The organism is Coprococcus sp. RTP21204st1_G4_RTP21204_210225, assembly GCF_040915385.1.
GTDB lineage: Bacteria > Bacillota > Clostridia > Lachnospirales > Lachnospiraceae > Allocoprococcus > Allocoprococcus comes.
Genome location: NZ_JBCPDP010000002.1, coordinates 297817 through 323309 on the forward strand (window position 1 = coordinate 297817; position 25493 = coordinate 323309).

At 39.8% G+C, this 25493-nt stretch carries 25 protein-coding genes and 1 CRISPR repeat array; all 25 genes read left to right on the top strand.

Annotation, left to right across the window (positions count from 1 at the left end; all coding sequences use genetic code 11):
• The first annotated feature begins 39 nt into the window (after positions 1–39).
• The 25 genes from AB5213_RS03125 to AB5213_RS03245 all read left to right on the top strand — a co-directional run bounded on the left by AB5213_RS03125 (position 40) and on the right by AB5213_RS03245 (position 25293).
• Positions 40–942 (top strand): sugar phosphate nucleotidyltransferase, encoded by a 903-nt coding sequence (locus tag AB5213_RS03125; RefSeq protein ID WP_368276308.1) that lies wholly within the window; start codon positions 40–42, stop codon positions 940–942.
• 6 nt (positions 943–948) lie between these two features.
• Positions 949–1560 (top strand): VanZ family protein, encoded by a 612-nt coding sequence (locus AB5213_RS03130; RefSeq protein ID WP_368276309.1) that lies wholly within the window; start codon positions 949–951, stop codon positions 1558–1560.
• A 96-nt stretch (positions 1561–1656) separates the two neighbouring features.
• Positions 1657–3111 (top strand): hypothetical protein, encoded by a 1455-nt coding sequence (locus AB5213_RS03135; protein WP_368276310.1) that lies wholly within the window; start codon positions 1657–1659, stop codon positions 3109–3111.
• Entirely contained in the window at positions 3093–3419 is a 327-nt protein-coding gene (locus AB5213_RS03140) for a hypothetical protein (protein WP_368276311.1), read from the top strand. Before AB5213_RS03135 ends, AB5213_RS03140 begins: the two co-directional genes overlap by 19 nt.
• A 141-nt stretch (positions 3420–3560) precedes the next feature.
• A complete protein-coding gene (locus AB5213_RS03145; RefSeq protein ID WP_195479403.1) occupies positions 3561–3944 on the top strand; it encodes a VOC family protein in 384 nt (127 codons plus the stop codon).
• 2 nt (positions 3945–3946) lie between these two features.
• Entirely contained in the window at positions 3947–4762 is an 816-nt protein-coding gene (locus tag AB5213_RS03150; protein ID WP_368276312.1) for a hypothetical protein, read from the top strand.
• Between the two features lie 24 nt (positions 4763–4786).
• A complete protein-coding gene (locus AB5213_RS03155; RefSeq protein WP_334298911.1) occupies positions 4787–5119 on the top strand; it encodes a DUF234 domain-containing protein in 333 nt (110 codons plus the stop codon).
• A gap of 401 nt (positions 5120–5520) precedes the next feature.
• Positions 5521–6183 carry a hypothetical protein gene (locus tag AB5213_RS03160; protein ID WP_368276313.1) on the top strand — a complete coding sequence of 221 codons (663 nt, stop codon included), beginning with the start codon at positions 5521–5523 and terminating at the stop codon, positions 6181–6183.
• Positions 6167–6475: a helix-turn-helix domain-containing protein gene (locus tag AB5213_RS03165; protein ID WP_368276331.1), complete on the top strand. Its 309-nt coding sequence runs from the start codon at positions 6167–6169 to the stop codon at positions 6473–6475. Before AB5213_RS03160 ends, AB5213_RS03165 begins: the two co-directional genes overlap by 17 nt.
• A gap of 393 nt (positions 6476–6868) precedes the next feature.
• A complete protein-coding gene (gene cas6 / locus AB5213_RS03170) occupies positions 6869–7504 on the top strand; it encodes a CRISPR-associated endoribonuclease Cas6 (RefSeq protein WP_179973397.1) in 636 nt (211 codons plus the stop codon).
• 15 nt (positions 7505–7519) lie between these two features.
• On the top strand, positions 7520–9265 hold the full coding sequence (locus AB5213_RS03175) for a CRISPR-associated protein (RefSeq protein WP_368276314.1): 1746 nt from the start codon (positions 7520–7522) through the stop codon (positions 9263–9265).
• A 1-nt stretch (position 9266) separates the two neighbouring features.
• On the top strand, positions 9267–10205 hold the full coding sequence (locus AB5213_RS03180) for a type I CRISPR-associated protein Cas7 (protein ID WP_117556626.1): 939 nt from the start codon (positions 9267–9269) through the stop codon (positions 10203–10205).
• 3 nt (positions 10206–10208) lie between these two features.
• Entirely contained in the window at positions 10209–10961 is a 753-nt protein-coding gene (cas5b, locus tag AB5213_RS03185; RefSeq protein ID WP_349123480.1) for a type I-B CRISPR-associated protein Cas5b, read from the top strand.
• Positions 10962–11013: 52 nt separating this feature from the next.
• Positions 11014–13569, top strand: coding sequence for a CRISPR-associated helicase Cas3' (gene cas3 / locus AB5213_RS03190; RefSeq protein ID WP_368276315.1), 2556 nt, complete (start codon positions 11014–11016; stop codon positions 13567–13569).
• Positions 13570–13585: 16 nt separating this feature from the next.
• Positions 13586–14080: a CRISPR-associated protein Cas4 gene (gene cas4, locus AB5213_RS03195; RefSeq protein WP_055248233.1), complete on the top strand. Its 495-nt coding sequence runs from the start codon at positions 13586–13588 to the stop codon at positions 14078–14080.
• Positions 14081–14096: 16 nt separating this feature from the next.
• A complete protein-coding gene (cas1b, locus tag AB5213_RS03200; RefSeq protein ID WP_368276316.1) occupies positions 14097–15095 on the top strand; it encodes a type I-B CRISPR-associated endonuclease Cas1b in 999 nt (332 codons plus the stop codon).
• A complete protein-coding gene (cas2, locus tag AB5213_RS03205; RefSeq protein ID WP_055248238.1) occupies positions 15095–15391 on the top strand; it encodes a CRISPR-associated endonuclease Cas2 in 297 nt (98 codons plus the stop codon). Before cas1b ends, cas2 begins: the two co-directional genes overlap by 1 nt.
• 185 nt (positions 15392–15576) lie before the next feature.
• Positions 15577–16788: a CRISPR direct-repeat array (repeat unit 30 nt; unit sequence GATAAACAATAACATGAGATGTTTTGAAAT).
• A gap of 119 nt (positions 16789–16907) precedes the next feature.
• Positions 16908–17771, top strand: coding sequence for a glycoside hydrolase family 25 protein (locus tag AB5213_RS03210; protein ID WP_368276317.1), 864 nt, complete (start codon positions 16908–16910; stop codon positions 17769–17771).
• Between the two features lie 96 nt (positions 17772–17867).
• A complete protein-coding gene (locus tag AB5213_RS03215) occupies positions 17868–19385 on the top strand; it encodes a DNA methylase (RefSeq protein ID WP_368276318.1) in 1518 nt (505 codons plus the stop codon).
• The gene (locus tag AB5213_RS03220) at positions 19382–19801 is read left to right on the top strand and encodes a hypothetical protein (protein ID WP_368276319.1); all 420 of its coding nucleotides are present in this window, start codon (positions 19382–19384) and stop codon (positions 19799–19801) included. The genes AB5213_RS03215 and AB5213_RS03220 overlap by 4 nt, the downstream gene beginning before the upstream one ends.
• Positions 19802–19883: 82 nt before the next feature.
• Positions 19884–20921 (top strand): [FeFe] hydrogenase H-cluster radical SAM maturase HydE, encoded by a 1038-nt coding sequence (gene hydE / locus AB5213_RS03225; protein ID WP_055248247.1) that lies wholly within the window; start codon positions 19884–19886, stop codon positions 20919–20921.
• 668 nt (positions 20922–21589) lie between these two features.
• Positions 21590–23020: a DUF512 domain-containing protein gene (locus AB5213_RS03230; RefSeq protein ID WP_368276320.1), complete on the top strand. Its 1431-nt coding sequence runs from the start codon at positions 21590–21592 to the stop codon at positions 23018–23020.
• A 1-nt stretch (position 23021) separates the two neighbouring features.
• Complete coding sequence (locus AB5213_RS03235; protein WP_022220568.1) at positions 23022–23696, top strand: YoaK family protein; 675 nt, start codon at positions 23022–23024, stop codon at positions 23694–23696.
• Positions 23687–24361, top strand: a complete 675-nt coding sequence (tsaA, locus tag AB5213_RS03240) for a tRNA (N6-threonylcarbamoyladenosine(37)-N6)-methyltransferase TrmO (RefSeq protein WP_175306051.1) — start codon at positions 23687–23689, stop codon at positions 24359–24361. The genes AB5213_RS03235 and tsaA overlap by 10 nt, the downstream gene beginning before the upstream one ends.
• Complete coding sequence (locus tag AB5213_RS03245; RefSeq protein ID WP_368276321.1) at positions 24358–25293, top strand: tRNA dihydrouridine synthase; 936 nt, start codon at positions 24358–24360, stop codon at positions 25291–25293. The genes tsaA and AB5213_RS03245 overlap by 4 nt, the downstream gene beginning before the upstream one ends.
• Positions 25294–25493 lie beyond the last annotated feature (200 nt).

The following is a 25493-nucleotide window of genomic DNA, read 5'->3' on the forward strand; positions in this document are numbered from 1 at the left end:
TAGAGTAAAAATGTGAAAACAAGAAAAGAGGAAGAAATTATGAACACAACATTACTTATCATGGCGGCCGGAATCGGTAGCCGATTTGGAACAGGAATAAAACAGTTGGAACCAGTCGATGATGCAAACCATATCATCATGGACTACTCAATCCATGATGCGATTGAGGCTGGCTTCAACCATGTGGTATTTATTATCCGTAAGGATATCGAGAAGGAGTTCAAGGAGGTTATTGGTGATCGAATTGCCGCTATTTGCTCCTTTCACAATGTAACTGTAGATTACGCTTTTCAGGATATCAACGATATTCCGGGAGAAATTCCGGCAGGCCGGACAAAGCCGTGGGGAACCGGTCAGGCTGTGCTTGCAGCGAAGGACGTGATTAAAACTCCGTTTATTGTGATCAATGCAGATGATTACTATGGCAAGGAAGGCTTCAAGGCTGTTCATGAGTATCTGGTGAATGGCGGCAAGTCCTGCATGGCTGGTTTCGTTCTGAAGAACACGCTGTCTGATAATGGCGGTGTGACTCGCGGTATCTGCAAGATGGATGAGGATAACAACTTGACTGAGGTTGTGGAGACCAAGAACATTGTAAAGACTGCAAATGGAGCAGAGGCAGACGGTGTGGTTGTTGATGTGAATTCTCTGGTATCCATGAATATGTGGGGCTTGACTCCTGATTTTCTGGATGTTCTGGAGGAAGGCTTCAAAGAGTTCTTTGAGAAAGAAGTTCCGGGCAATCCGCTGAAAGCAGAGTATCTGATCCCTATCTTCATCGGCGAACTGCTGGAGCAGGGAAAGATGTCAGTGAAGGTTCTGAAAACCAATGATACATGGTATGGTATGACCTACCATGAAGATGTCGCAGCAGTAAAGGGCAGTTTCAAGGAGATGTTGGAGAACGGTGTGTACAAGGCTGACCTGTTCAGTGATCTGTAAACAGCGGTGAAAGAAACGATTGATTTACTCGGAAAGATCCTCACAAACATCCTGACTGCTCTCTATGAGCCATTTGGATTTTCACTCCTGCTTTCCTTCCTTGCCATGTTTTTCTACCTGTATGCGTATGAACCTTCCGCAGCAGGTAAAGGATGGAAGAGTGCCATAGTGACATGGTATCAGAAATTCAAAGAGAGTGTATTCTTTCGGAAGCTGTTTCTATTGGCGTTCGTGACTTCACTTATTCTATTCCGAACTCTGTTAAATCGCGATTTGTGGATGAATCCATTATCCAAAGTCATGGGCGGTTGGGGGATCTGGGAGACCGTGAATGGTGAACAGCAACTGACCACCGAGTGCATCGAGAACGTAATTATGATGGTGCCATTTTCAGCAGTAGTTGCGTGGACATTCGGGGAGAAGATAGAAAACGGCTGGAAGAAGATACTGTGGCAAAGCGGTAAGATAGCATTTGTCTTTTCTGTAAGTATTGAGACGCTACAATTATTGCTTCGCTTGGGTACATTCCAGCTATCAGACATCTTCTATAACACAGTCGGCGGAGCGTTAGGCGGCGTGTGTTACTGTGGAATCATGAAGGTAAGAAAGCGTCTGTAAAACTGAATGAAATTGTGATATACAGGGAGCGGAAACTCCCTGTGCTGCTCGAATGAATCACACACCTCTTTGTGGTGAGCAGCAGGCAACGATCTTATGATCGGCGAAGATGTGAAAGGGAAAATTTGGGAGGTGCAAGCAATGTGTCAAAATGATAGCACCTATAGGGGAACGGCCGAAAGACAGGATTTCTATTTTAAATCCCCACTCGCAAAGCTTGAAGAAAATGAAGATGAGTATTCGAGATGTTGGGTATACCTGTCTGATAATTTCAAGAATAAATTAAGGAGTTTCTTGGAGCACTTGAATGATGATCAGGGTTTTAAGTTGCCACAGGAGGACGAATTAACGTCGTATGACAATCCGGAATATCTTTGGCTGGCATATGAACTTGAACATATACGGCACGCTTATAATTCGGCTATGGTTAATCCGTACACTGGGGAATTATTAGCGGGATGTAAAAAAATTCCTTATGTCCAATTACGCTTAAAGTTAGAGGCCTTTTCAATAGAAAGCCTTTATCCCAAGACGACAGTAAATAGTTATGATAGGCAGTTTAACTCCAAATATGTGATTGAATTTGACGTGGCATTCTTAAAGGCCTTTATGAATTTTATAGTTACTGTGTTTGATGACAATCCTCAAACATATATTGAATTGGACGGGTATAAGTACATCACACATCAGTATAGAGCACCTATATACCGTATGCCTCCATTTAAACAGAAATTTGACACGAGACATGATATTCCTGGCATGATTTTTAGTGAGGCAATCCAAATGCTCTTATATCATGAATTGGCACACATTGGGGGTGGGCATTTGGATTTAAAGGTGGCAGATCCAGAATATGGAAACAATCCAGATGTTCAGATTACAGAGGAAGATGAGGCTGATAATCAGGCTATTTGTTGGTTACTAGGTATTCGTTTCCTAGAATCACCTTCGAATATTTTAGAGATAGGTGCTGATGATTTAAAAGAAGAACTTGCAATGTCTATTTTTGCGGTTTATTTACTATATACTTGGAACTATTCCGGAATGGAACGAATGTGGAATAAAAATACAATTTCAGATTATGGACATAAATCGCATTTGCCTTATCAGCTAAGAGCATATAGAATGCTATCAGTGGCTTTGAGTCGCTTACAAAATCTTGGCATATGGTGTGAAGATGACCAAGTTTGTTCGGCTGATGGGGAAAAAATAAAAAAGGAATTTTTTGAAGAAGTAAAAAAATTGGCATTTCAAATGATAAATTCCTTTGAAACTTCTTTGTCAATGTTTTTTGCTAAGACGGAAAATATTTACGAGCTTGCACAAAGTGAAAGACTGCAGGAACTTTATGAGATGGTGATAAAGGAACAAGATGAATTGATTCCAGAAATTTCAAAAGAAAAAGTTCCGTGGCTTCTTGGATATACACCAGAAGGACAAGCCGAAATGAAGAGAGTCCATGATTTATGGAAGGATGTAAGAGAACATCTGGAAAAAAACGGGACATACTGCAGACTTAGAAAATTTGAGGAATGGGTTCCATTAGGATGATATTCCCCTCACTCAAAGACACTGTAATACTTAAACCAAAAAGGGAAGAGGTTATCACCACGCCCGGAACGAAAGGCAGCAAAAACCGTCCCAAAACCAATATCACCAAAGACTACGCATCCCAGATCGCGGAGAAAAAGACTGCTCTGAAGAAGGCCGAAAAAGAAGTGGCAACGCTGGAAGCGAAGAAGGCAAAGGCAGATGCGAAGACCGCTGAGGAGGCTAAGAAGACCGAGGCAGAGGCTGTGCTGAAGAAGTTGCTGGCAAGTGGCATGAGCGCGGACGAGATTCTGGAAAAGCTGAAATAAACAAGTAAACCAATAACAAAAATAAATGCTGTGTGGACAAACTGAACTCCAGGAGTGCGCACGGTATTTTTTGAAGGCTGCCGTATAGTTTATAACGAAAATAAAAGAAGAACAAAATTTAAAGAAATGGAGCGTGAGAAAATGAACTTATCTAAAATACATCATATTGCAATTATCGTATCTGACTACGAAGCTGCTAAGGATTTCTATGTGAACAAACTGGGATTCTCTGTTATCAGAGAGAACTATCGCCCGGAGCGCAAAGACTGGAAGCTGGATCTTCGTGTCAATGAATACACAGAGCTGGAGATTTTCGCTGAGGAAAACCCGCCGAAGCGTGTGAACCGCCCGGAAGCATGTGGGCTGCGTCATCTTGCTTTCTGTGTAGAGAGTGTGGAGCAGACGGTGAATGAGCTGGCAGAGGTAGGTATTGAATGTGAGCCGATTCGTGTTGACGATTATACCGGCAAGAAGATGACTTTCTTCCATGATCCGGATGGTCTGCCGCTGGAGCTGCACGAATAAGCATGGGAAAGAAAAGAGAGTATAAATCTCGGAAGTCCGGTGGAGGCCGAAAGAAGCTGAAGCCAGAGTACGATGCCGGGAAAAATCTGAAAGAGCAGATGGAAAGTGCTGTGGCACTTTATGATTCTGAGATGTCCTTGCAGGCCATCGGCGAAGAACTGGGATTAAATCCAATCAAAGTAAGAAAGCTGCTCATCACGGCCGGTGTGTATGAATCTGAAGTGGCGGAGAAGGTGCAAGCTACCTTTCAAGAATACCGTGAAACACAAGACTACAAAACCTCCATACTCTCAACTGCAAACACCCTGAAACTTTCCAAAGCCTCCGTCACCTCGTACCTGCCATATCGGAAAGGTGTGTACTTCACAAGCACAGCAGAAAAAGGGAAGATCAGTGTCGGAGCAGAGCGGCAGCGGAGATATAGAGCAATGAAGCGGTGGAGGGATGAGCCAACAGAAGAAAACTTCTGGGGTGTGGTTCTGGCCTATACTGGAGTAAAATTTAAGACCTACTCCGGGTTGCCATTCTCTTACGAAATTAAAAAGGGCAGGAACGGCGAGTACACAAAAGAATTGTGGATCGACCGCCGGGAGAACAGTAAAAGCCTGGCATGGAGTTCAGTACTGCTGGCACTGAAGAACATTAAAGAAGAAGTAGTAGAGAGACCCAAAGCTCTGGGCGATATTCGAGGCGTGACCTACATATACGGAATGTTCTATCGGTTCGGGCTAATCGATGTGCCGGATGAAGTGAAGGAGAAGATGGGTCGTCCAAAAGACCGCAAAAAACAGGTTGCTATGTACAGAAGTGTGCAGTAATATGTGCCATAACTGAGGATGTGAATTTCAGTTGGGAAGGATGGCAGCCTTCCTATTGAGCTGAGTGAAATCGGCCAGTGGTGGGGGACAGACCCGAAGAAGAAAAAGCAGATACAGATTGATATCGTCGGAACTCCTGTTGAGGGCAAAGACTATATCATCGGTTCATGCAAATACCGGAATGAGAAAATCGGTGTGGATGAACTCGATTTGATTCGGGATTATGCCTCAGTTTTTGGAAAGGGCAACAACTATCACTACTATATCTTCTCGAAAGGCGGATTCACAGATGGACTTCTTCAGGCACAAGAGCGAGGTGAAGTTCGGCTGATAACGTTGGAAGACCTTTACAAGTAAAAATTCTAATCAACCCTGCTGATGAAAGCTGGCAGGGTATTTTTATATCCATTTTTAGTCTGTCTGCTCGGTGCAGATGGGCTTTTCTTATGCCTGCGAGGAGGTGGTTACGCAAATAGCATCCAGAATCCAGGGCATTCTCTGGACTTAAATCCAATCAAAATAAGAAAACTGCTCATCACGACAGGTGTGTACTTCCTAAGTACAGCAGCCAAATTATTCTGCTGTTCAAGCAAAGGTAAACGAACTTTTACATTAGTAACCTGATAGAAACAAAAGAGTGACAAACACATCAGAAAGCCTTACAATATAGGAAACACAGTTATCTTGGAACTATCAAAACGGTAATTTGGATTATAAATTACAGTATAATTAAAGATTATGGAGAATAATAAACAGCTATGTCGATTAAAGAACGAGAGGAGCTTTTATTTCAAAAATTAAGAGAAAAAGATCCAGACATTGTAGTCGATGGAGTGATCTGTGAGCAGGAATTTTTAAATGCCAGATATAAGATCGTATATATCTTAAAAGAAGTAAATGGCGGAAAAAGCTGGGACCTGCGGGATTTTGTTTATGAGGGTGGAAGACCACAGACATGGGATAATATTGCACGCTGGACGGAAGGAATTCTGTCCTGGGAAAAAGAATTTCCGTGGTCTGAGATGGAGACGGACAATGAACAGAGACGCTTGAGGGAGTTGAAGAAAATAGCAGCGGTCAATTTGAAGAAAACTTCTGGTGGACATACTTCAAATAATGGTGAAATTTACAGAGCAGCAGTTGATCATCATGACATTATCAAGGAGCAGATTGATTTGTATAAAGCAGACTTTATTATTTGCTGTGGTACGGAGTATGCTTTTATGGATGCATGTTATAAGGACAGAGAGGTTGACTGGAAAATGACTTCAAGGGGAATCTGGTATTTCAGAGATGACAAATCTGTTGTCATCTCATTTTCGCATCCGGAAGCAAGAGTGAAAGATGCGTATTTGTTTTATGCACTGACGGATGCGGTGAAGGAAATCATGCGTTGTGAAAAGTTTGAAGAACAACTATAGGGATTATAGTTATAAAGATCATAAGGAAAAAAGTTTTGCAAAACCACAGGTAAAGACAGAATATGATGCATTACAGCCAGAATATGACATCATACGAGCAATGATTGATGCTCGTTTAAGTCAAAATATAACACAGAAAGAACTGGCAGCGAGAACGGGGATTACACAGGCAGATATAAGTAGAATTGAAAATGGAACAAGAAATCCAAGTTTAAGTATGATGAAACGTTTGGCACAGGGATTAGGAATGCAACTGAAGTTAGAATTTATGACAATGCATGTGAAAAAGTAGAAAGAGTTATATGAAAAGTGGCAAGGATGAGATATCAAAAAAGACGTTACAAACTCTGCTTTCTGTAAGAAAATCATAGCAGAATTTTGTGGCGTCTTTTTGAATAGATACATCTCATGTTACGGTTTAATTAATAAAGCATAAATACATTTAAAAACAATAAATTGTTACAGATTTATAGATATAAGAAGAGTATAACATTTAGAAAGAAGAGTATGCAAGATTATTAAAATAATATCTTGTAAGAAATAAAAAATAGATGTATCATTATTATAAACTATATAAAGCATAAATACTGAATGATTATAAGGAGGTGTAAAATTGCAAAAGCAAATAACAGTATTTGAAATCAGACTAAAAGTATTTCTTCTAAAAGACATTCCACTATCCAAAATGCTAACAGCAGAAGCATATTTTATAGATTCTGTTCTAACTAAAGATCAGGAGTGGCTAACTTACCATGAAACGAATCAATACAAGTTATATTGTATGAATGGTTTATTCCCGCTGGAGAGGGATGGAATTTATAAGAAAGAACAGATCTACACGATCACGATCCGAACAGTAGAAGCAGAGCTTGCCAGATATTTTGCAAAAGAATTAAGCAATCATTCTTCGAATCAAATGAAAGGACTTATTGCGGAGCGTAGAATTGTTCCAAGGAAGATGATCAGTGAAATTTACACTCTGACACCAGTGATACAAAAGTGGGAGCAGGGGTACTGGAAAGTCCAGGCTTCGGTGGAAGAATATGAACGGCGGATTTTTGAAAATGCAATTAAAAAATATAAACAGTTCATTGGAAATGAGGAGATAGATGAAGAGTTTCAACTGTATACAGGGATTACTTTTTTGAACCGAAAACCGGTACCAGTGGAATATAAAGGAATCAGGTTGCTGGGTGATAAGCTGAATCTGAAAATTACAGATAATAAGCAGGCACAAGAACTAGCGTATTTTTTAACTGGTGTGGGAATCGGAGAGATTAATTCCAGAGGAATGGGATTTTGTAATTACCGATGGCTATAAAAAGGTGGTGATAAGATGCTGAAAGATTGCCTGGAGATATTTGAAGCAGAGCTTGAACGGACGAAAAAGCGTTTTGGGGATTCGGACAGATTAATTTTGGATGAATATATTTTGGCAGATGGAGATTATCTTGTGGTGGAAAAGAACGGTGAGATCAGACAGTGTTCAGTCAGGATGGATAAGAAAACCAGAACTGTTGAGAGAATCCCAGTGGATGATAAGCTATATGAAAGAATCTGTTTTTATGATTATCATAGCAGATTGGTGAGTATGGATAAGCCGCAGGATACAAAGAAAGTGATCCATTCTAACAGTTATCTGGCGTTCTGGGTGAAATGGGACAGCTTTGATAATGGAAAATTGAATGAAGAAGCAATTGATCGGTATTTTGATATTTTAAAAGATCCAAGAGAAAAGTACAAAAAATCACAAGACCGGAAGATGTATGATTATATTGCCAAAAAGATTGGAGAAGTAGACCAGAAAAAGCTGGAAAAAAACCGTGAATGGATCAAAGGACATATTTTTGGATTGGATGAATTGGATCTAAACCGTAAAAATTATCTGAAGATATTTTTCGCAGAAGAACCAAAATTATATGTTCAGGAAGAACAGAGATATGTAATGACCAAAATTTTTAACAAAAATGATTATAATGTAGAGATTGATGGTCAGATTTATGGGCTTTCAAATGACAATTTAGGATTGAATTCCAAGAAGCCATATCTTGAAAAGAAGACACGAAAAATGACGATTCCGTATCTGATTACGCCGGAAGAGGCAATCGGGCAGAGAAAGTTTTTTGATTACTTGATGAACAAGGCAAATGCAGGTGAGACGGATATTTTTTTTGATTATGATGAAAAGAAGATTATAAGTAAAAAAAGAGACCAGATGGTCGAGGGTGATTTTTCGGGATATTTTCTAAAAATTCAAAAAGGAAAAGAACTGGAGATTCATCATCAGGATACCATTGTGGATTATAAATATTTTCTGAAAAAGAAATTTTTGTATCGAAATGTGATAGGTGCAGAAGATAGGGAAGGCAAATACAAAGAGTATGTAAATCGTCAGGGATTACAGGAGATTGTAAATGAAGTGTTCTATTCAAAATGGCTGACAGGTAATTATTTTACACCAGAGGACGAAATGAGCATCAATGGTGAATTGAAGCGAATTCTGATATGGTCAAGGGAAGCGGTTTTTGCATGGCTATATAAAGGCAGAGAAGTTGGAATGGATAGAATTCTTCATACAGTAGCAAGGAACGTGATCAAAGAATCCATCAAAAATGGATATATGGGAAAAGTTGTACAGCAGTTTAATTTGATGTGTTCGTTTGATGAGTATTTTGGAGGATGTAATATGGCAGACAGATACAGTGAAATTAGAGAGAAATTAAGAGATAAGATCAATTGTCGGGGAGAACAGATAATTGAAAGCGATGAGGAATATTTCTATGCAGTAGGGCAGCTTGTCAGATATTATATTTCGCTGAGTAAAGCAAAAGAAAAGACACATTCGCTTGCAAATCCATTTTTTAATGCAACAAGTAATGAGGTGCTGCAAACCAGATTAAAACAATATTTTATGAAGTACAATCATGAGATCGCGACAAGAAGCAGCCGATTTAATTATATGTACGGAATGGTTCTGGGATATGAATTAGAAGGGAAAATAAGACAGGAACCAATTATTGCAGGGTATCTGAGCAACAGTCTGTTTTATGAATCTTCGAAAAAAGAAATGGAGGAAACGTAGTATGGAAAAAAGAATTTATGGTGTATTGGGAATTTCTTCGATTATGGCAAACTGGAATGCGGATTTTACGGGCTATCCGAAAAGTATGTCCGATGGAACAGTTTATGGAAGTGATAAAGCATTGAAGTATCCAATGAAAAAAATGTGGGATGATGAAGGAAAGAAGGTCCTTTACATTAAATCTATGAAATTCGGAGAAAATAATACGCTTATTCCAAAATCAATCAAAGAACGTTATGAAGATATTTTCCATGTGGATAAGTTAGAAGATGCCAAGGATGGGAAAGAAGTACTGACGAATCTTTTGTCTGCTGTCGATGTGAAGAATTTTGGCGCGACTTTTGCAGAACCGAAGGCGAAAGTGAATGTATCAATAACAGGAGCCGTTCAGTTTGGACAGGGATTTAACAAATATGAGGGGACAACTGCAGAGGAACAGCAGATTCTTTCCCCGTTTAGAGACGCAAAAGATGAGGAGAAAAAGGAAGAAGCGAAGAATTCAACTCTTGGCACAAAAATTACAAGCAACGAAGCACACTATTTTTATCCATTCGTGATCAATCCGATGACATACAAGGAATGGATAAAACTTGGTGTAACAGAAGGCTATACAGAAGAAGATTATCAAAATTTCAAAAGAACAGCGCTTGTAGCGACTACTTCTTATGCAACAAATGCGAAAGAAGGATGTGAAAATGAATTTGCTATTTTTGTAGAGACAGATCCAGATTTATATCTTCCAAATTTATCAGAATACATCACTTTCAAAAAAGAGGAAGAAATAAATGTGATTGATATCAGTGACTGCACAGAAATCTTAAGTGCTATGAAGGATAGAATAAAAAATGTTGAAGTGTATTATAACCCGTATACGACCAAGTTAGTGTCTGCAATTGAAGAGGCAAAAATTTATAATATAGTTACACAAAAAGAGGTGTAATGTATGAATGCTGTAAAATTTACACTGAGTGGCAAAAATGCCTTTTTTAAAAAACCGGAAGTAAATACTTACTACTATTTTACATTTGGGCAGATTCATAAAGTTGCGCTTCTAGGAATGTTTGGTGCAATCTTAGGTTATGATGGCTATGCACAGAAGAAGTGGACAAAGATAAAAAAGGGACAGAGTATTGTCAAAGAGTATCCGGAATTTTATGAGAAACTGAATAAGCTTCATATTTCAATCATTCCACAAAATGAACGGGGATATATTCCGAAAAAGGTACAGCTTTTTAACAATTCCGTAGGTTATGCATCGGGGGAGCAGGGAGGGAATCTGATTGTTAAAGAACAGTGGCTTGAAAATCCGAAATGGGATATTTATGTGCTGATTGATTGTGATAAGGCAGAGAAGCTTGCAGATAGTCTGAAACAGAAACGATGTGTATATATGCCATATCTTGGGAAAAATGATCATCCTGCAGACATAAAAAATGTGCAGATTGTTGAATTGGAAGAAACAACTTGTCAAGAACAGGAAATCTCCGGAATGTTCCCAAAACGAAAGGGAGAGCTGTGTCTGTTAGACGATGAGGATGATCTGGAAGTTTTCAAATATGAAGAGAATCTTCCAATCGCCTTAAATGGTTATACGAATTTGTATGAGTATGAAAAATTTTGTTACACAAATATGCCGGTGACAATAACGGAAGAAATCGTGTATAAAGAAGCAAACAGAAGATTGATTTTTTACTAAAACAGAAGGCCCTGCATAGTTTGCGGGGCTTTTCTTGTAAGAGGAATAGAAAATGGATATTGAAAAATTAATGTTGCCGATTGCTGAATTTACAGAGTATGGAGAAGTATGTTTCGCACATCTTTCAGAGAATGGCGAAAGAAAAGAAACACTGCGAGAACATACGGAACTCTGTCAGAAATATTGGAAAGAGATTGTGAAAAGGAAAAAAATTGATGATATTTTTCAGGAGTTTGAGAATGTTTACCTGGAGGAACTAAGTAAAGAATCAAGAAATCTATTTGAACTTATGACAGTAAATATTGTCAGTGTTCACGATCTTGGAAAAATTAATCCAAATTTTCAGAGTGATAAAATGCATCATAAGTGGCACGAAGAGGTAAAGCCGGATCCAAATATTGGCAGCAGACATTCGATTCTATCATCTGTATTTTATTTGGATTATTTTCTTGGAAAAATCAATGAAATGTGGGGATCAAAGCAGCTGATTAAAAAATCCGAGGCAGAAATTTTAAAAGATTTTGCATATATTTATTCTTATATTATTTCACGACATCATGGAGAATTAAAAGAATTTGAAACATATATGGCAAGTCTGACAGGGAAACAGATGGAAGGAGAGAATCTGGGGAAAAGGGCAAAATCTTGGTATATGATGTGGAAAGAGAATATTTTGCATGAGAGTGGGATATCTAAGATGCGGAAAGACTGGAAAAAGATGTTTGGGCGGATGCAGAAAGAAGATGTAAAGAAAACAGTCTATTTATACGGATTAACGAAGCTTTTGTATTCTCTTCTGGTGGTAGCCGATTATTATGCGACAACGGAATTCATGAATGGTGCCAGGATGCTGGATTTTGGAGAGATCGTCGATTATGAGGATATGATTGATATCTATGAAAGTGGGGATGTGCAGAAGAAAATCCGTGAATATGAAAAAGAGACATATCCGATGGAGAAGGAAAAACTTGAAAAAATTGATGAAATCAATATTCTGAGAACGGAGATGTTTCTGGATGCAGAACGGGTTCTGAAGCAAAATTCAGATCAGACATTCTATTATCTTGAAGCTCCGACTGGAAGTGGAAAAAGTAATACAGCGATGAATCTGGGATTTCGGCTTATCAGGGAAAATGAAAAATTAAATAAAATATTTTATATTTATCCGTTCAATACGCTGGTAGAGCAAAATATGGAATCTATCGGAAAGATTTTTGGTGAAAATGAAAGGGTGATGTCACAGGTAGCAGTTGTAAATTCACTCGTCCCAATGAAAGACAGAGACGAAGGAAATGACTGGAATCGGATTTTACTGGACAGACAGTTCCTGAATTATCCGATTGTTTTGTCAACCCATGTCATGCTTTTCAGAACAATGTTTGGACATGCGAAGGAGGATGTATTTGGATTTCACCAGTTGAGTCATTCGGTGATTATTTTAGATGAGATACAGAGTTATAAAAATGAATTATGGGGTGAAATTATTACATTTTTAAAAGGTTTTGCGGAACTTATGCAGATGAAAATTATTATTATGTCTGCAACGTTGCCGAATCTCGATATACTGACAGATAATCATTGCCAAACAATACGTCTGATTGAAAACAGAGAAAAATATTTTAATCATCCGAAATTTGCCAGAAGAGTTGTGGCGGATTACAGTCTGTTGGAACAGAAAATGACGATGGAATATCTGACGGATGAGATTGTAAAAAAAGCTGGGAAAAATAAAAAAGTTTTGATTGAATTTATCAGAAAGAGAAGTGCCGAAGAATGTTATCGAATCTTATGTGAAAAAAGTGAAATACCGGTATTTTTAATGACAGGTGACAGCAGCATTCTGGATCGAAAGAGAATGATTCGGAAAATAGAAGCATTAGATTCAGTTATACTGGTTGCAACGCAGGTAGTTGAAGCGGGTGTAGATATAGACATGGATATCGGCTATAAAGATATTTCCAGACTGGACAGTGAAGAACAGTTTATGGGAAGAATCAACCGGTCGGGAAGAAAGTCAGGCATTGTCTATTTCTTTGATTTGGATAATGCTGAGAAAATATACAGTGGGGACAAAAGAATTGAGAAGGATAAAACATTGGTGAATAAAGAAATGAGGGAGCTCCTGACTGCGAAAAACTTTCCTGCCTATTATGAAAATGGAATTCTTCCGCTGGTACTGGCGGAAAAAAAGAAATGTAATGATGAAAATATAGAAGATTTTTTCCAGAAAACAGTAGGAAATCTTGATATGCCGAAGGTGGATAAGCGGATGCAGTTAATCAATGATAACAGATTGATGAAATCTGTTTATCTGGGAAGGATTATCCAAGAAGAAAATGGAGAAGAAATTGATGGAAGGCTTGTGTGGGATGAATATAAACAGCTGATTGAAGAAACAGAGATGGAATATTCTGAGCGCAAAGTGAAGCTGCATAACGTTCGAAGTAAAATGAATGCATTCATTTATCAGTTCAGCTGCAAGGCAGAATTTATGGAGGATGAACAGATTGGTGAGCTTTATTATATTGAAAATGGAGAAGTGTATTTCGATGAAAACGATATTTTAAGGCGCGAGCTGTTTGAAGAGGGGAAGGACTTGTTTATTTAGGAAATGAGGTGAGCCTGTGAGAATAAATGGAACATTGATTAATTACTATTTTCACTGCAAAAGGCAGTGCTATCTGCATGGAAATCGTTTGAATCTGGAAGATAACAGTGAGCAGGTGAAGATTGGAAAAGCGATTCATGAGGAAAGAGCAGAAAATAGTACGAACTCAGAAATTGTAATTGAAAATATCTGTCTGGATAAGCTGACAAAAGAATATCTGGTTGAAGTGAAAAAGTCCGATGCTGATCCGGAATCAGCAAAATGGCAACTTTTATATTACCTAAGTGTTTTGAAGAAAAAAGGAATTCTGCGTAAAGGAAAGCTAGAATTTGTGGAGAAGAATAAGAAAGATAAAAGGATTATTTATCTGGAACTTACTGATGAAGTGGAAAAGCAGCTATTCGATTATATTCAGGAGATTGAAGCACTAATCGCAGAAGAGAAACCGCCAGAATGTATTCATAAAAATACATGCAAAAAATGTGCTTATTATGAATACTGCTATATTTAAAATTGGGAGGATGTAAATGGGAAGTACAAGATATATCATGTCCATTGGAGAACTGACCAGAAAGGATAATTCGCTTTGCTTTCGGAAAAATGGAAGGAATGTATATATTCCAGTGGAAAACACAAAAGAAATTTATTGCTTTAACGAAGTGGGTATTAACACAAAGTTGTTGGACTTTCTGTCACAGAATCATATTATCATTCACTTTTTCAATTATTATGGTGGATACAGTGGGACTTATTACCCAAAAGATCATTATCTGAGTGGAAAATTACTTGTAAAGCAAGCAGTGAAATATCAGAATGACAGAATGGATATAGCAAGGGCGATTGTAAAAGGAATTGGAGTAAATATTTATGAAGTCCTTTATCACTACTATAAACATGGGAAAAAGGAAGTAAAAAATACAATAGACTGGATAAAGAAATCATTTTTTCCACAGGTAGTACAAGCTGAAGATGTAAAAGAGTTGATGGTATATGAAGGAGAAGTATGGATGAGGTTTTATGGCGACTTTGTATATTTTCTTCCGGAAGATTTTGTTATGAATAAGCGAGTGAAAAGACCGCCGGATAACCCAATTAATGCGCTGATTTCTTTTGGAAATACACTGTTATATACGAAGACAATTGCTGCAATTTATCAGACACATCTGGATCAAAGGATCAGTTTTCTTCACGAACCATCAGAAGGAAGATTTTCTTTAAGCCTGGATCTCAGTGAAGTGTTTAAGCCGGTAATTGTATTTAAAACGATATTTGATTTGGTAAACAATCGCAGATTACAGGTAGAAAAACACTTTGATAAGCAGGTAAACTATTGTGTTTTAAATGAGGAAGGCAGAAAAATATTTATTGAGTCATTTGAAGAACGTCTGGAAAGTGTATTTATGCATCCCAAATTAAAACGAAAAGTTTCATATCGCACGGCATTGAAGCTGGATTGCTATAAGCTGATTAAAAATATACTGGAAGAGAAAGAATTTGTTCCATTTTCATTGAAAGAAGGGATGTAATGAAAAAGAAGAAAGAATTGAATTATAATTATGCATTTTTGTTTTATGATGTGAATGAAAAACGAGTTCAGAAAGTGTTTAAGATCTGTAAAAAGTATCTTTCACATTTTCAAAAGTCTGTATTTAGAGGAGAGATGACGCCATCAAAGTTTATACAATTGCGGAAGGATTTGAACCAGGTAATAGACAAGGATGAAGATTTTATTTGCATTATCAAGTTGATGAATGACAATGTGTTTGGAGAAGAAGTTTTGGGAAATGGAGGGGAGGTAACAGGAGAAAGTTTAATGATATAATTATAGGATTTTTACCAGGCGGAAAAAGAATGAAAAATCCAGGAAAGCTTGAAAAATTAAGAGATTTATGGGATGATAAGTAGGGCGGTCCAGGATAAGGGTGTTGGCTGGTAAAAAATGGAGAAATATAGAAAATATAAGGGGAAAAAGGGGAGGGGAGAAACTAAAAACGCGGAAATGCGAGGGATAAACAATAACATGAGATGTTTTGAAATGTGGTTTGATCTATACTGTAAGACCAACCTAAAATGATAAACAATAACATGAGATGTTTTGAAATATGATAATGAACTATTGTGGTTATTAAATGAAATCAGATAAACAATAACATGAGATGTTTTGAAATATGAGAAAAAGCCACGCTTTCGCATGACTTTTCCCGATAAACAATAACATGAGATGTTTTGAAATATATTAATCATGTTTTTTTCTCCTGATCTGTCTAAAAGATAAACAATAACATGAGATGTTTTGAAATTCAAGTACAACTGCTACGGCTGATAGGAAGAACCACAGATAAACAATAACATGAGATGTTTTGAAATTTTCTGGAATAGTAGAAGGTTTTAACAGCGTTGTAGGATAAACAATAACATGAGATGTTTTGAAATAATACAAACTATAATCACATACAGCATATCACCATGGATAAACAATAACATGAGATGTTTTGAAATCTTATCAATGCGGAAATTCTGAACAAGAGCAATTTAGATAAACAATAACATGAGATGTTTTGAAATGTAGAGAACAACCGCATAAAAGACCTGGAAGAGTGGATAAACAATAACATGAGATGTTTTGAAATTGTCCTTGAGCGAATCCTCTGTGTAGGCGATCGTCGATAAACAATAACATGAGATGTTTTGAAATCCAAATGAAGTAGTTTTCTTTGGGACGCAATTGCCGATAAACAATAACATGAGATGTTTTGAAATGTTGAAGAAAGTAGGAACTGTAGGACAAGAAAGCAAAGATAAACAATAACATGAGATGTTTTGAAATACAAATTTACCGCTGAAGATTCTTCCTCTAAATCGCGATAAACAATAACATGAGATGTTTTGAAATATACAGATTGCAAGACGGAAAAATCATTAAGCGGCAGATAAACAATAACATGAGATGTTTTGAAATCATAAGACTCGTTCTGCATATTTCCCAGAATTCCAGGATAAACAATAACATGAGATGTTTTGAAATGGTCTTTCTGAATCTGTTCTGGATCGATTCCGTCGATAAACAATAACATGAGATGTTTTGAAATTCTGTCAGATAGATATAAGCATAGATCCGGTAATTGATAAACAATAACATGAGATGTTTTGAAATGCATATCCATGTCCATTCCAGCCACGTGATAAGCTGATAAACAATAACATGAGATGTTTTGAAATAAAAAAATTGCACTTGCAGGTTTGAAGAGAAAAGAGATAAATAATAACCTTTTGTGGAGCAATACACAGTTTACATTTTAGAATCTGTGGAAAATATAACGAAGAAAAATGGAGAATAGATGAAAAAAGTAAGATGGATTATTTTCGGAATGTTAGTAGCTTTGCTTGCAGGATGTTCTGGAAAGAAAACAGCAGAAACTTCTGCGGATGCAAAAAATGCGGAAAGTACAGATGAGAAAAATACGCTTGATTTTGTAGATGCACACGGAGAGCGTTATACGGTGAAAATCAATGAAGCAGTTGCGAAGAATCCGTATGATAAAGCACTTTTTGTAAAAAATGAAAATAAGATCAGCTATGAGGATAAGAAATATACTTCAAGGCTGGGCGTAGATGTATCTGTTTTTCAGGGAGATATTGACTGGGAGCAGGTGAAAGCAGCAGGCTATGAGTTCGCAATTTTGCGGATCGGATATCGTGGCTATGGTGAAGAAGGTACGTTAAATGCAGACGAGAAGTTTGAACAGAATATGGAAAATGCCCGAAAAGCTGGAATAGATGTGGGCGTTTATTTTTTCTCGCAGGCGGTAAATGAAGAAGAGGCAAAGGAAGAGGCTGATTTTGTTCTGGAACATTTGAAAGGGCAGGAGCTTCAGATGCCGGTTGTGTACGATCCAGAGCATATTCTGGAAGACGAAGCACGGACGGATGGTGTAACGGGAGAACAATTTACCCAAAATGCGAAGGTATTTTGTAAAGAAATAGAAGAAGCGGGATATGATGCCATGATTTACAGCAATATGCTGTGGGAAGCGTATGAACTGGATCTGGAAAAGCTGTTGGATTATCCGGTCTGGTATGCAGATTATGAAGAACTTCCGCAGACGCCGTATAGGTTCAGTATGTGGCAGTATTCCAGTACAGGAAGTGTGTCGGGGATTGAAGGAAATGTGGATCTGAATATCCAACTGCTTAAAAAATAAAAAATTTATAGTTGTAATCTTGTGGTCGGCGAAAAAATATAGTATAATCGGAAAAAGAACATATGTTCTCTCAAAAAATGTTAGGAGGTGCAGCGAATGCCGGAGCAGACACGCAGTTATGTAGCAATTGATCTGAAATCTTTCTATGCTTCGGTGGAGTGCAAGGAACGGAATTTGGATCCGCTTACGACGAATCTGGTTGTAGCCGATCCGGAGAGGACAACGAAGACGATCTGTCTTGCGGTTTCTCCTGCACTGAAAGCATATGGGATTCCGGGAAGGGCAAGACTTTTTGAGGTTGTCCGGAAGGTGAAGGAGATTAACGACGAGCGAAAGCGGAAAAATGGAGGACATGAATTTACCGGGCAATCCTGTGACACCGGGGAATTAAAGGCAGACCGAAGCTTTGCACTGGATTATATCACGGCGGTTCCGAGGATGGCACTCTATATGAAGTACAGCACCCGGATTTATGACATTTACCTGAAGTATGTTGCACCGGAAGACATACATGTCTATTCAATCGATGAGGTTTTTATGGATGTTACCGATTATCTGCATACTTACCGGCTGACACCGGAAGAACTTGCAGGAAAGATAATGCGGGAAATCTATGAGCAGACCGGGATTACGGCGACAGCTGGAATTGGTACGAATCTGTATCTGGCGAAGATTGCGATGGATATCATGGCAAAGCATAGCGAACCGGATGAGAATGGTTTCCGGTTTGCAAGTCTGGATGAGATGAGTTATCGCAGATCTTTGTGGAACCACAGACCGCTTACGGATTTTTGGCGTGTGGGAAGAGGCTATGCGAAAAAGCTGGAACAATGTGGATTGTATACCATGGGAGATATTGCCAGATGTTCGGTTGGAAAAGAGAATGAATTTTATAACGAAGAGCTTTTGTATAAAATGTTCGGTGTGAATGCAGAACTTCTGATCGATCATGCCTGGGGGTGGGAACCGTGTACGATTGCAGATGTAAAAGCGTATCAGCCGGAGCATAACAGTGTTGGTGCAGGACAGGTACTACATTGCCCGTATGATGCCCAAAAGGCGAAAATTGTGGTTAAAGAGATGCTGGACCTTTTGACACTTGATCTTGTAGAAAAGCATCTGGTTACGGATCAGATCGTGCTGACTGTCGGATATGATATCGAGAATCTGAGAAATGGAAAAGGTTATACAGGGGAGGTGACAGTGGACCGGTATGGAAGAAAGATTCCAAAGCATGCACATGGAACAGCGAATCTACGAGAGTATACAGCTTCTGCGAGAATGATAACCGATGCAGTGATGGAACTGTATGACCGGATTTTGAATCCGCATTTGATGGTGCGGCGGATTTCGATGGCGGCGAATCACGTATTGGATGAAAAGAAAGCGGTAGATAAGACAGAATTTCGGCAACTGGATTTGTTTACTGATTTTACCGGAGGTAATGAAAAGAAGAAGCAGGATGAGAAGCTTGAACGGGAGAAGAAGATGCAGGAGGCAGTACTTTCGATTAAGAAGAAGTATGGGAAGAATGCAATTCTGAAGGGACTTAATTTTCAGGAAGGAGCCACTACCAAAGCGCGGAATGAGCAGATCGGAGGGCATAAGGCATGACAGGATACGAGGATATCATTCATTTACCGCATCATGTATCGGTCAGACATCCGCAGATGTCAAGGCAGGACAGAGCGGCGCAGTTTGCCCCGTTTGCAGCGCTGACCGGACATAAAGATGCAATCAGGGAGACCGAAAGACTGACCGAGCGGAAACGCAGACTCAGTGAGGATTGCAGACAGATACTGGATCTGTATTTACGGGAAGTATGCCAGAGTCAGGAACCACGGGAAGTGGATTTTGAATATTTTGTACCGGATCAGAAAAAGGAAGGTGGCTCCTACCAGAAAAAGTCCGGATGTATCCGGAGGATTGACACCTATCTGAATGAAATCGTACTGCAGAGCGGGGACCGGATTCCGCTTGATGAAATCGTAGACATTGATGGACTGATTGCCACGGCTGACGAAGTGTGATAGAATAAATTTTATAATTTCATGGACAAATGCCCATAAATTCAGAAAAGATACAGAAAACCAGGCAGGGAGAATATAGAAAATGAAACCAGTTTACGAAAGATTTATCGAGAATCCGGATTTTACAAAATCAGAATTTGTCGAATTGATAAAATGCGCAGAAGATCCGGAGGCAGTCCGGAGACTGAAAGAGGAAGCAGTCCGTATCCGGGAGATTTATTACGGGAAAAAGGTATTTACTAGAGGGCTGATCGAATATACCAATTATTGTAAGAATGACTGCTATTACTGCGGAATCCGCAAGAGTAATACGAATGCAAAGCGCTACCGTCTGACAGAGGATGAGATCATGGCATGCTGTGAGAATGGGTATGAGCTTGGATTCCGGACGTTTGTGCTACAGGGCGGAGAAGATGCTTATTATACGGATGACCGGATGGTGGCGATTATTAAAAAAATCAAGGAGGCATATCCGGAATGTGCACTGACTTTGTCTATCGGAGAGAAGTCTTATGAGAGTTATAAAAGATTCCGGGAAGCCGGAGCGGATCGTTACCTGCTTCGTCATGAGACAGCGAATGAGGAGCATTATCGGAAGCTACATCCGGAGAAGATGAGCCTTACCGTTCGTAAGAATTGTCTGTATGATTTGAAGAAGCTTGGTTATCAGGTGGGGGCTGGCATGATGGTTGGTTCACCTTATCAGACGACAGAAGATCTGGCAGAAGACCTGGTATTCTTGAAAGAATTGCAGCCGGAGATGGTGGGAATCGGACCGTTTATCCCACATCATGATACGCAGTTTGCAAAAGAACCGGCAGGAAGTGTGGAGATGACACTGTTTTTGCTCGCTGTGATCCGGATCCTGCTGCCGAAGGTACTTCTTCCGGCAACGACAGCACTTGGTACGATGGATCCGCTTGGAAGAGAGAAAGGGCTGCAGGCAGGAGCCAATGTCGTGATGCCGAACCTTTCTCCAGTGAAGAACCGGAAGCAGTATGAGCTTTATGACAACAAGATCTGTACCGGTGAAGAGGCAGCAGAATGTCGCGGATGTATGGGGAGACGAGTAGCAAGTGTTGGATATGAGCTGGTGACAGAGCGTGGGGATGCAGTGTAGAAACGAACGGATTTTCTGTGAAAAATCACTAAAATCCTGTTTCTGATTTTAAACAGATATTACAAAGAAGAAAATTTATTTTGAAAAATTAAAAGGAATTCGGAGAAAGAAAACATTTTTCGATACATTTCGGTGGATTTCGCAAGCTGTCAAACTGGTATTTTCAGTAGCAAAAGAATCTCCCTTTTTACCACTAGGAAAGTACACCGCAGATATGCTACTATATAGAAGTCGACAATACTTATACGCGTAAGAACAGGAGGAACTTGATTTAGCCGTTTCTAATAAAAGACCGCAAGCCTTTCTTGTAACATGCGGTATCAGAAATAGAATATTTTATTTTGAAGCATATGGAAATTGTATATAGATAACCATATATACAAACCGGACACCGGGGAATGGAACCGTAAAAGGTTTCGTTCCCCGGTGTTTTGTGTTGGAGAATGAAAGGTATCGTTTGAATTTATGGGTGAATTTTTGTTTCAGGCTTCTGTTTCAGGCTTCTGAATTTTATCCCTACCGAAATTTTCAGTTTTATGGTATGATGAAAAAGTATGTAATCATTGCAGAAAAAGTCGTTTATGATAAAAATATGAGGATTACATGAAAGAGGAAGCTAGCCTGGAAAAGGTCTTGTTTCCGATTCCAGATTTTGGGAGGAATAAAGTTTGAGTAAGAAAAATGAATATCAGGGACATCTGATCCGTGAGGTTTACCCGGATTCAATTGCCGAGGCGATGGAGATCGAGCCGGGAGATGTCCTTCTACGAATAAACAACCAGAAAATAGAGGACGTTTTTGATTATCGTTACATGATCAAGGATGAGTATGTAGAAGTGCTGATCCGCAAGCCGGACGGGGAAGAATGGCTTCTGGAGATCGAGAAAGAGTATGATGATGACCTTGGCGTAGAATTTGAAAATGGTCTGATGAGCGACTACCGTTCTTGCAGCAACAAGTGTATTTTCTGTTTTATCGACCAGATGCCGCCGGGAATGCGTGAGACCTTGTATTTTAAAGATGATGATTCCCGTCTGTCTTTCCTGCAGGGCAATTATATTACCCTGACGAATATGAAGCAGAAAGATGTGGACCGTATTATCGAGATGCAGCTTGCGCCGATCAATATTTCTGTGCAGACAACGAACCCGGAGCTGCGCTGCAAGATGCTCCACAATCGTTTCGCCGGAGAAAAGCTGAAATTCCTGGATGATCTGTATGCCGGACATGTGGAGATGAATGGGCAGATCGTACTGTGCAAGGGAGTTAATGATAAGGATGAGCTGAAGCGTTCTATCGAAGATCTGATGAAGTATCTGCCGTTTATGCGGAGTGTGTCAGTGGTTCCGGCAGGACTTTCCAAATACAGGGAGGGACTTTATCCACTGGAGCTTTTTGATAAAGAAGAAGCGGAAGAGGTCATTGATCTGATCGAGAGCTATCAGAAGAAGGCGTATGACGAGTTTGGACTTCATTTTATCCATGCAAGTGACGAGTGGTATATCCTTGCAGAGCGGGATTTCCCAGAGGAAGGACGTTATGACGGATATATCCAGCTGGAAAATGGTGTTGGCATGATGCGGCTTCTACGGGATGAATTTTACCATGCCTTTGAAGAGCTTCAGGAAAGTGAAGAATATCCAAAGTTAAAAGAAGGGATCGCACGGACATTTACCATTGCGACTGCAAAGCTTGCGTATCCGACAATTCAGGAATTTGCAGACAGGATCATGGAAGCATTTCCAAAAGTAAAGATCACGGTTGCCTGCATCCGTAATGATTTCTTTGGTGAGACGATCACCGTATCCGGTCTGATTACCGGACAGGATCTGGTGGCACAGTTAAAAGAGAGAAAAGAAGCAGGAGAGGATCTGGGAGATACTCTGCAGATTCCAATCAATATGCTGCGAAGCGGAGAAGAGGTCTTTCTGGATGATCTGACGGTGCAGGACGTGGAAGCGGCACTTGGCATGACGGTGAAGGCAGTGGAGTCCGGTGGTAAGGATTTTCTTGACGCGGCACTGAATTTGGATTATCATACAGAACGAAACAATGAGAATTTTGTATACATCAAAGCATACGATAGGGAGGATGAGTAACTTGAAATTTTCAAAACAGATGTCAGAATCAATTAAACTTGGTGTGATCCTTGCGATTGCCGGTGGATTTATGGATGCCTATTCCTATATGTGCAGAGGAAAAGTATTTGCCAATGCACAAACTGGAAATATTCTGCTTCTTGGAATCAATATTTCAGAGAGAAACTGGCATATGGCACTCCACTATCTGGTTCCGGTGCTGGCATTTGCCATTGGAATCGCCCTTGCGGATCTGGTGAAAATACGGACGAAAGATCTGACACTTCTGCACTGGAGACAGATTTCGGTATTCTGTGAGGCAGTGATCCTGCTGAGTGTCAGCTTTATCCCACAGGATTTTAATCTGGTGGCGAATGCACTCACGTCCCTTGCGTGTGGGATTCAGGTGGAAAGCTTCCGCAAAATCCATGGAAACGGAATTGCAACCACCATGTGCATCGGAAACTTACGAAGTGCGACCCAGCATATGTGCAGTTATGCGAACACGAAGGATAAAGAGTATATCAAGAAAGGACTTTTGTACTATGGAATCATCTTCTTCTTTGTGATCGGTGCAGTTATCGGAAATGCCTGTGTGGAAATGTTTGCTGAAAAGGCACTTCTGATCGCTTCTGCAATTCTGGCAGTTGCTTTTGTGATGATGTTTGTTGATGGAGAAAAAGAACAATGCAAATAAAGCAGATCGCGTATATAAGATCTGATTTTGTGGAGAAATTCGGGATTCCGCGACAGAGTAATCTTGCGGATACCCGGGCAGAAATCCATTTTCTGCCGGAATATCAGAATGCGGATGCACTGCGGGAAATCGAGGCGTATGATTATCTGTGGCTGATCTGGGAATTTTCGGAATCTATCCGGGATACCTGGAGCCCGACGGTACGTCCACCGCGGCTTGGTGGTAACAGACGGGTGGGAGTTTTTGCCACCCGTTCTCCATTTCGCCCGAATCCGATCGGACTTTCTTCCGTAAAGCTTATTGGGGTGGAATTCCGGGAAAAAGAAGGCCCGGTGCTGATCGTGGAAGGTGCGGATCTTCTGGATATGACGCCAATCTACGATATCAAGCCCTACCTTCCATACGTGGATAGCCACCCGGAGGCAAAAGGCGGTTTCGCGGAAGAAAAGAAAGATTATAAATTGGATGTGAATTTCCCGGAAATGTATTTGGAACAGATTCCGGCTGAAAAAAGAGCAGCACTGATTCAGATCCTGGAGCAGGATCCGAGACCTTCTTATCAAAAGGATCCAGTCCGGATTTACGGCATGTCTTACGCGGGAATGGAAATTCATTTCCGGGTAGACAAAGAAACACTTTATGTGACGGAGGTAGAAAGGTCATGAAAATCTATCTGGCGCCAATGGAGGGCATTACAGGTGAGGTATACCGCAAGGCATATCACACCTTTTTTGAACCAATGGATAAATATTTTACACCATTTTTAAATCCAAACCCGAAAGGCAAATTCAGCAGACAGGAATGGAATGAGATCCTTCCGGAGAATAATGAGGGCATGTATACCGTTCCGCAGATCCTGACCAACCGCGCCGAGGATTTCATCCGCCTGGCCCGGCAGTTGAAAGAATTCGGATATGAAGAAGTCAATCTGAACCTTGGCTGCCCATCCAAAACAGTCGTCAACCGGAAAAGGGGATCCGGTTTTTTGTTTTATCCCGATGAACTGAATCATTTCCTTGCCGAAGTTTTCGATCAACTCGATATGAAAATCTCTATCAAAACAAGAAGCGGTAAATATGATCAGGAAGAGTTCGAAGAGCTTCTGGATATCTATAACCAATATCCTCTGGAAGAACTGATCCTTCATCCAAGAGTCCAGCAGGATTACTACAAAAACAACCCCGACTGGACCACTTTTGCCTACGCCTGCCGGAACAGCAAAAATCCTCTGGTCTATAATGGAGACATTTTTTGTGCGGAAGACTACAAAATTTTCCAGGAGAAATTTCCCGAAGCAGAATGCATCATGCTCGGAAGAGGAATTCTGATGAACCCATTTCTTCCGGCAGTTATAAAAGGGAAATCTACATTTGACACCAAGAAGATTGCTACATTCTGCGATCATCTTCTTGATGCCTATATCGAAAAATCTCCAGAAGAAAAAAACGCAGTAGTCAAAATGAAAGAACTCTGGTGGTATCTTGGCAAAAACTTTAAAAACAGCGAAGAATATCTGACGCAAATCCGCAAAAGCCAGACCATCCGGGAATACCGGATGGCGGTTGAATGTTTATTGAAAGAGTGCCCATATGAATAAAGCGTATCTTCAAGAAACACCTTCCACCTGGAACAACGGTCAAGCGCCCCTCCCCCGGTTTTGTCAATTTCTCGTACTGTGGAAAAAGAGTAAATTTTAGTCGAGTGTCTAAGTCCCAAAAAGAATCCTGTCCCATTCCGATGATTGTGTAATGGAATGGGGCAGGATTCTTTTTGGGACGCATCTTGCGACAAAATCCC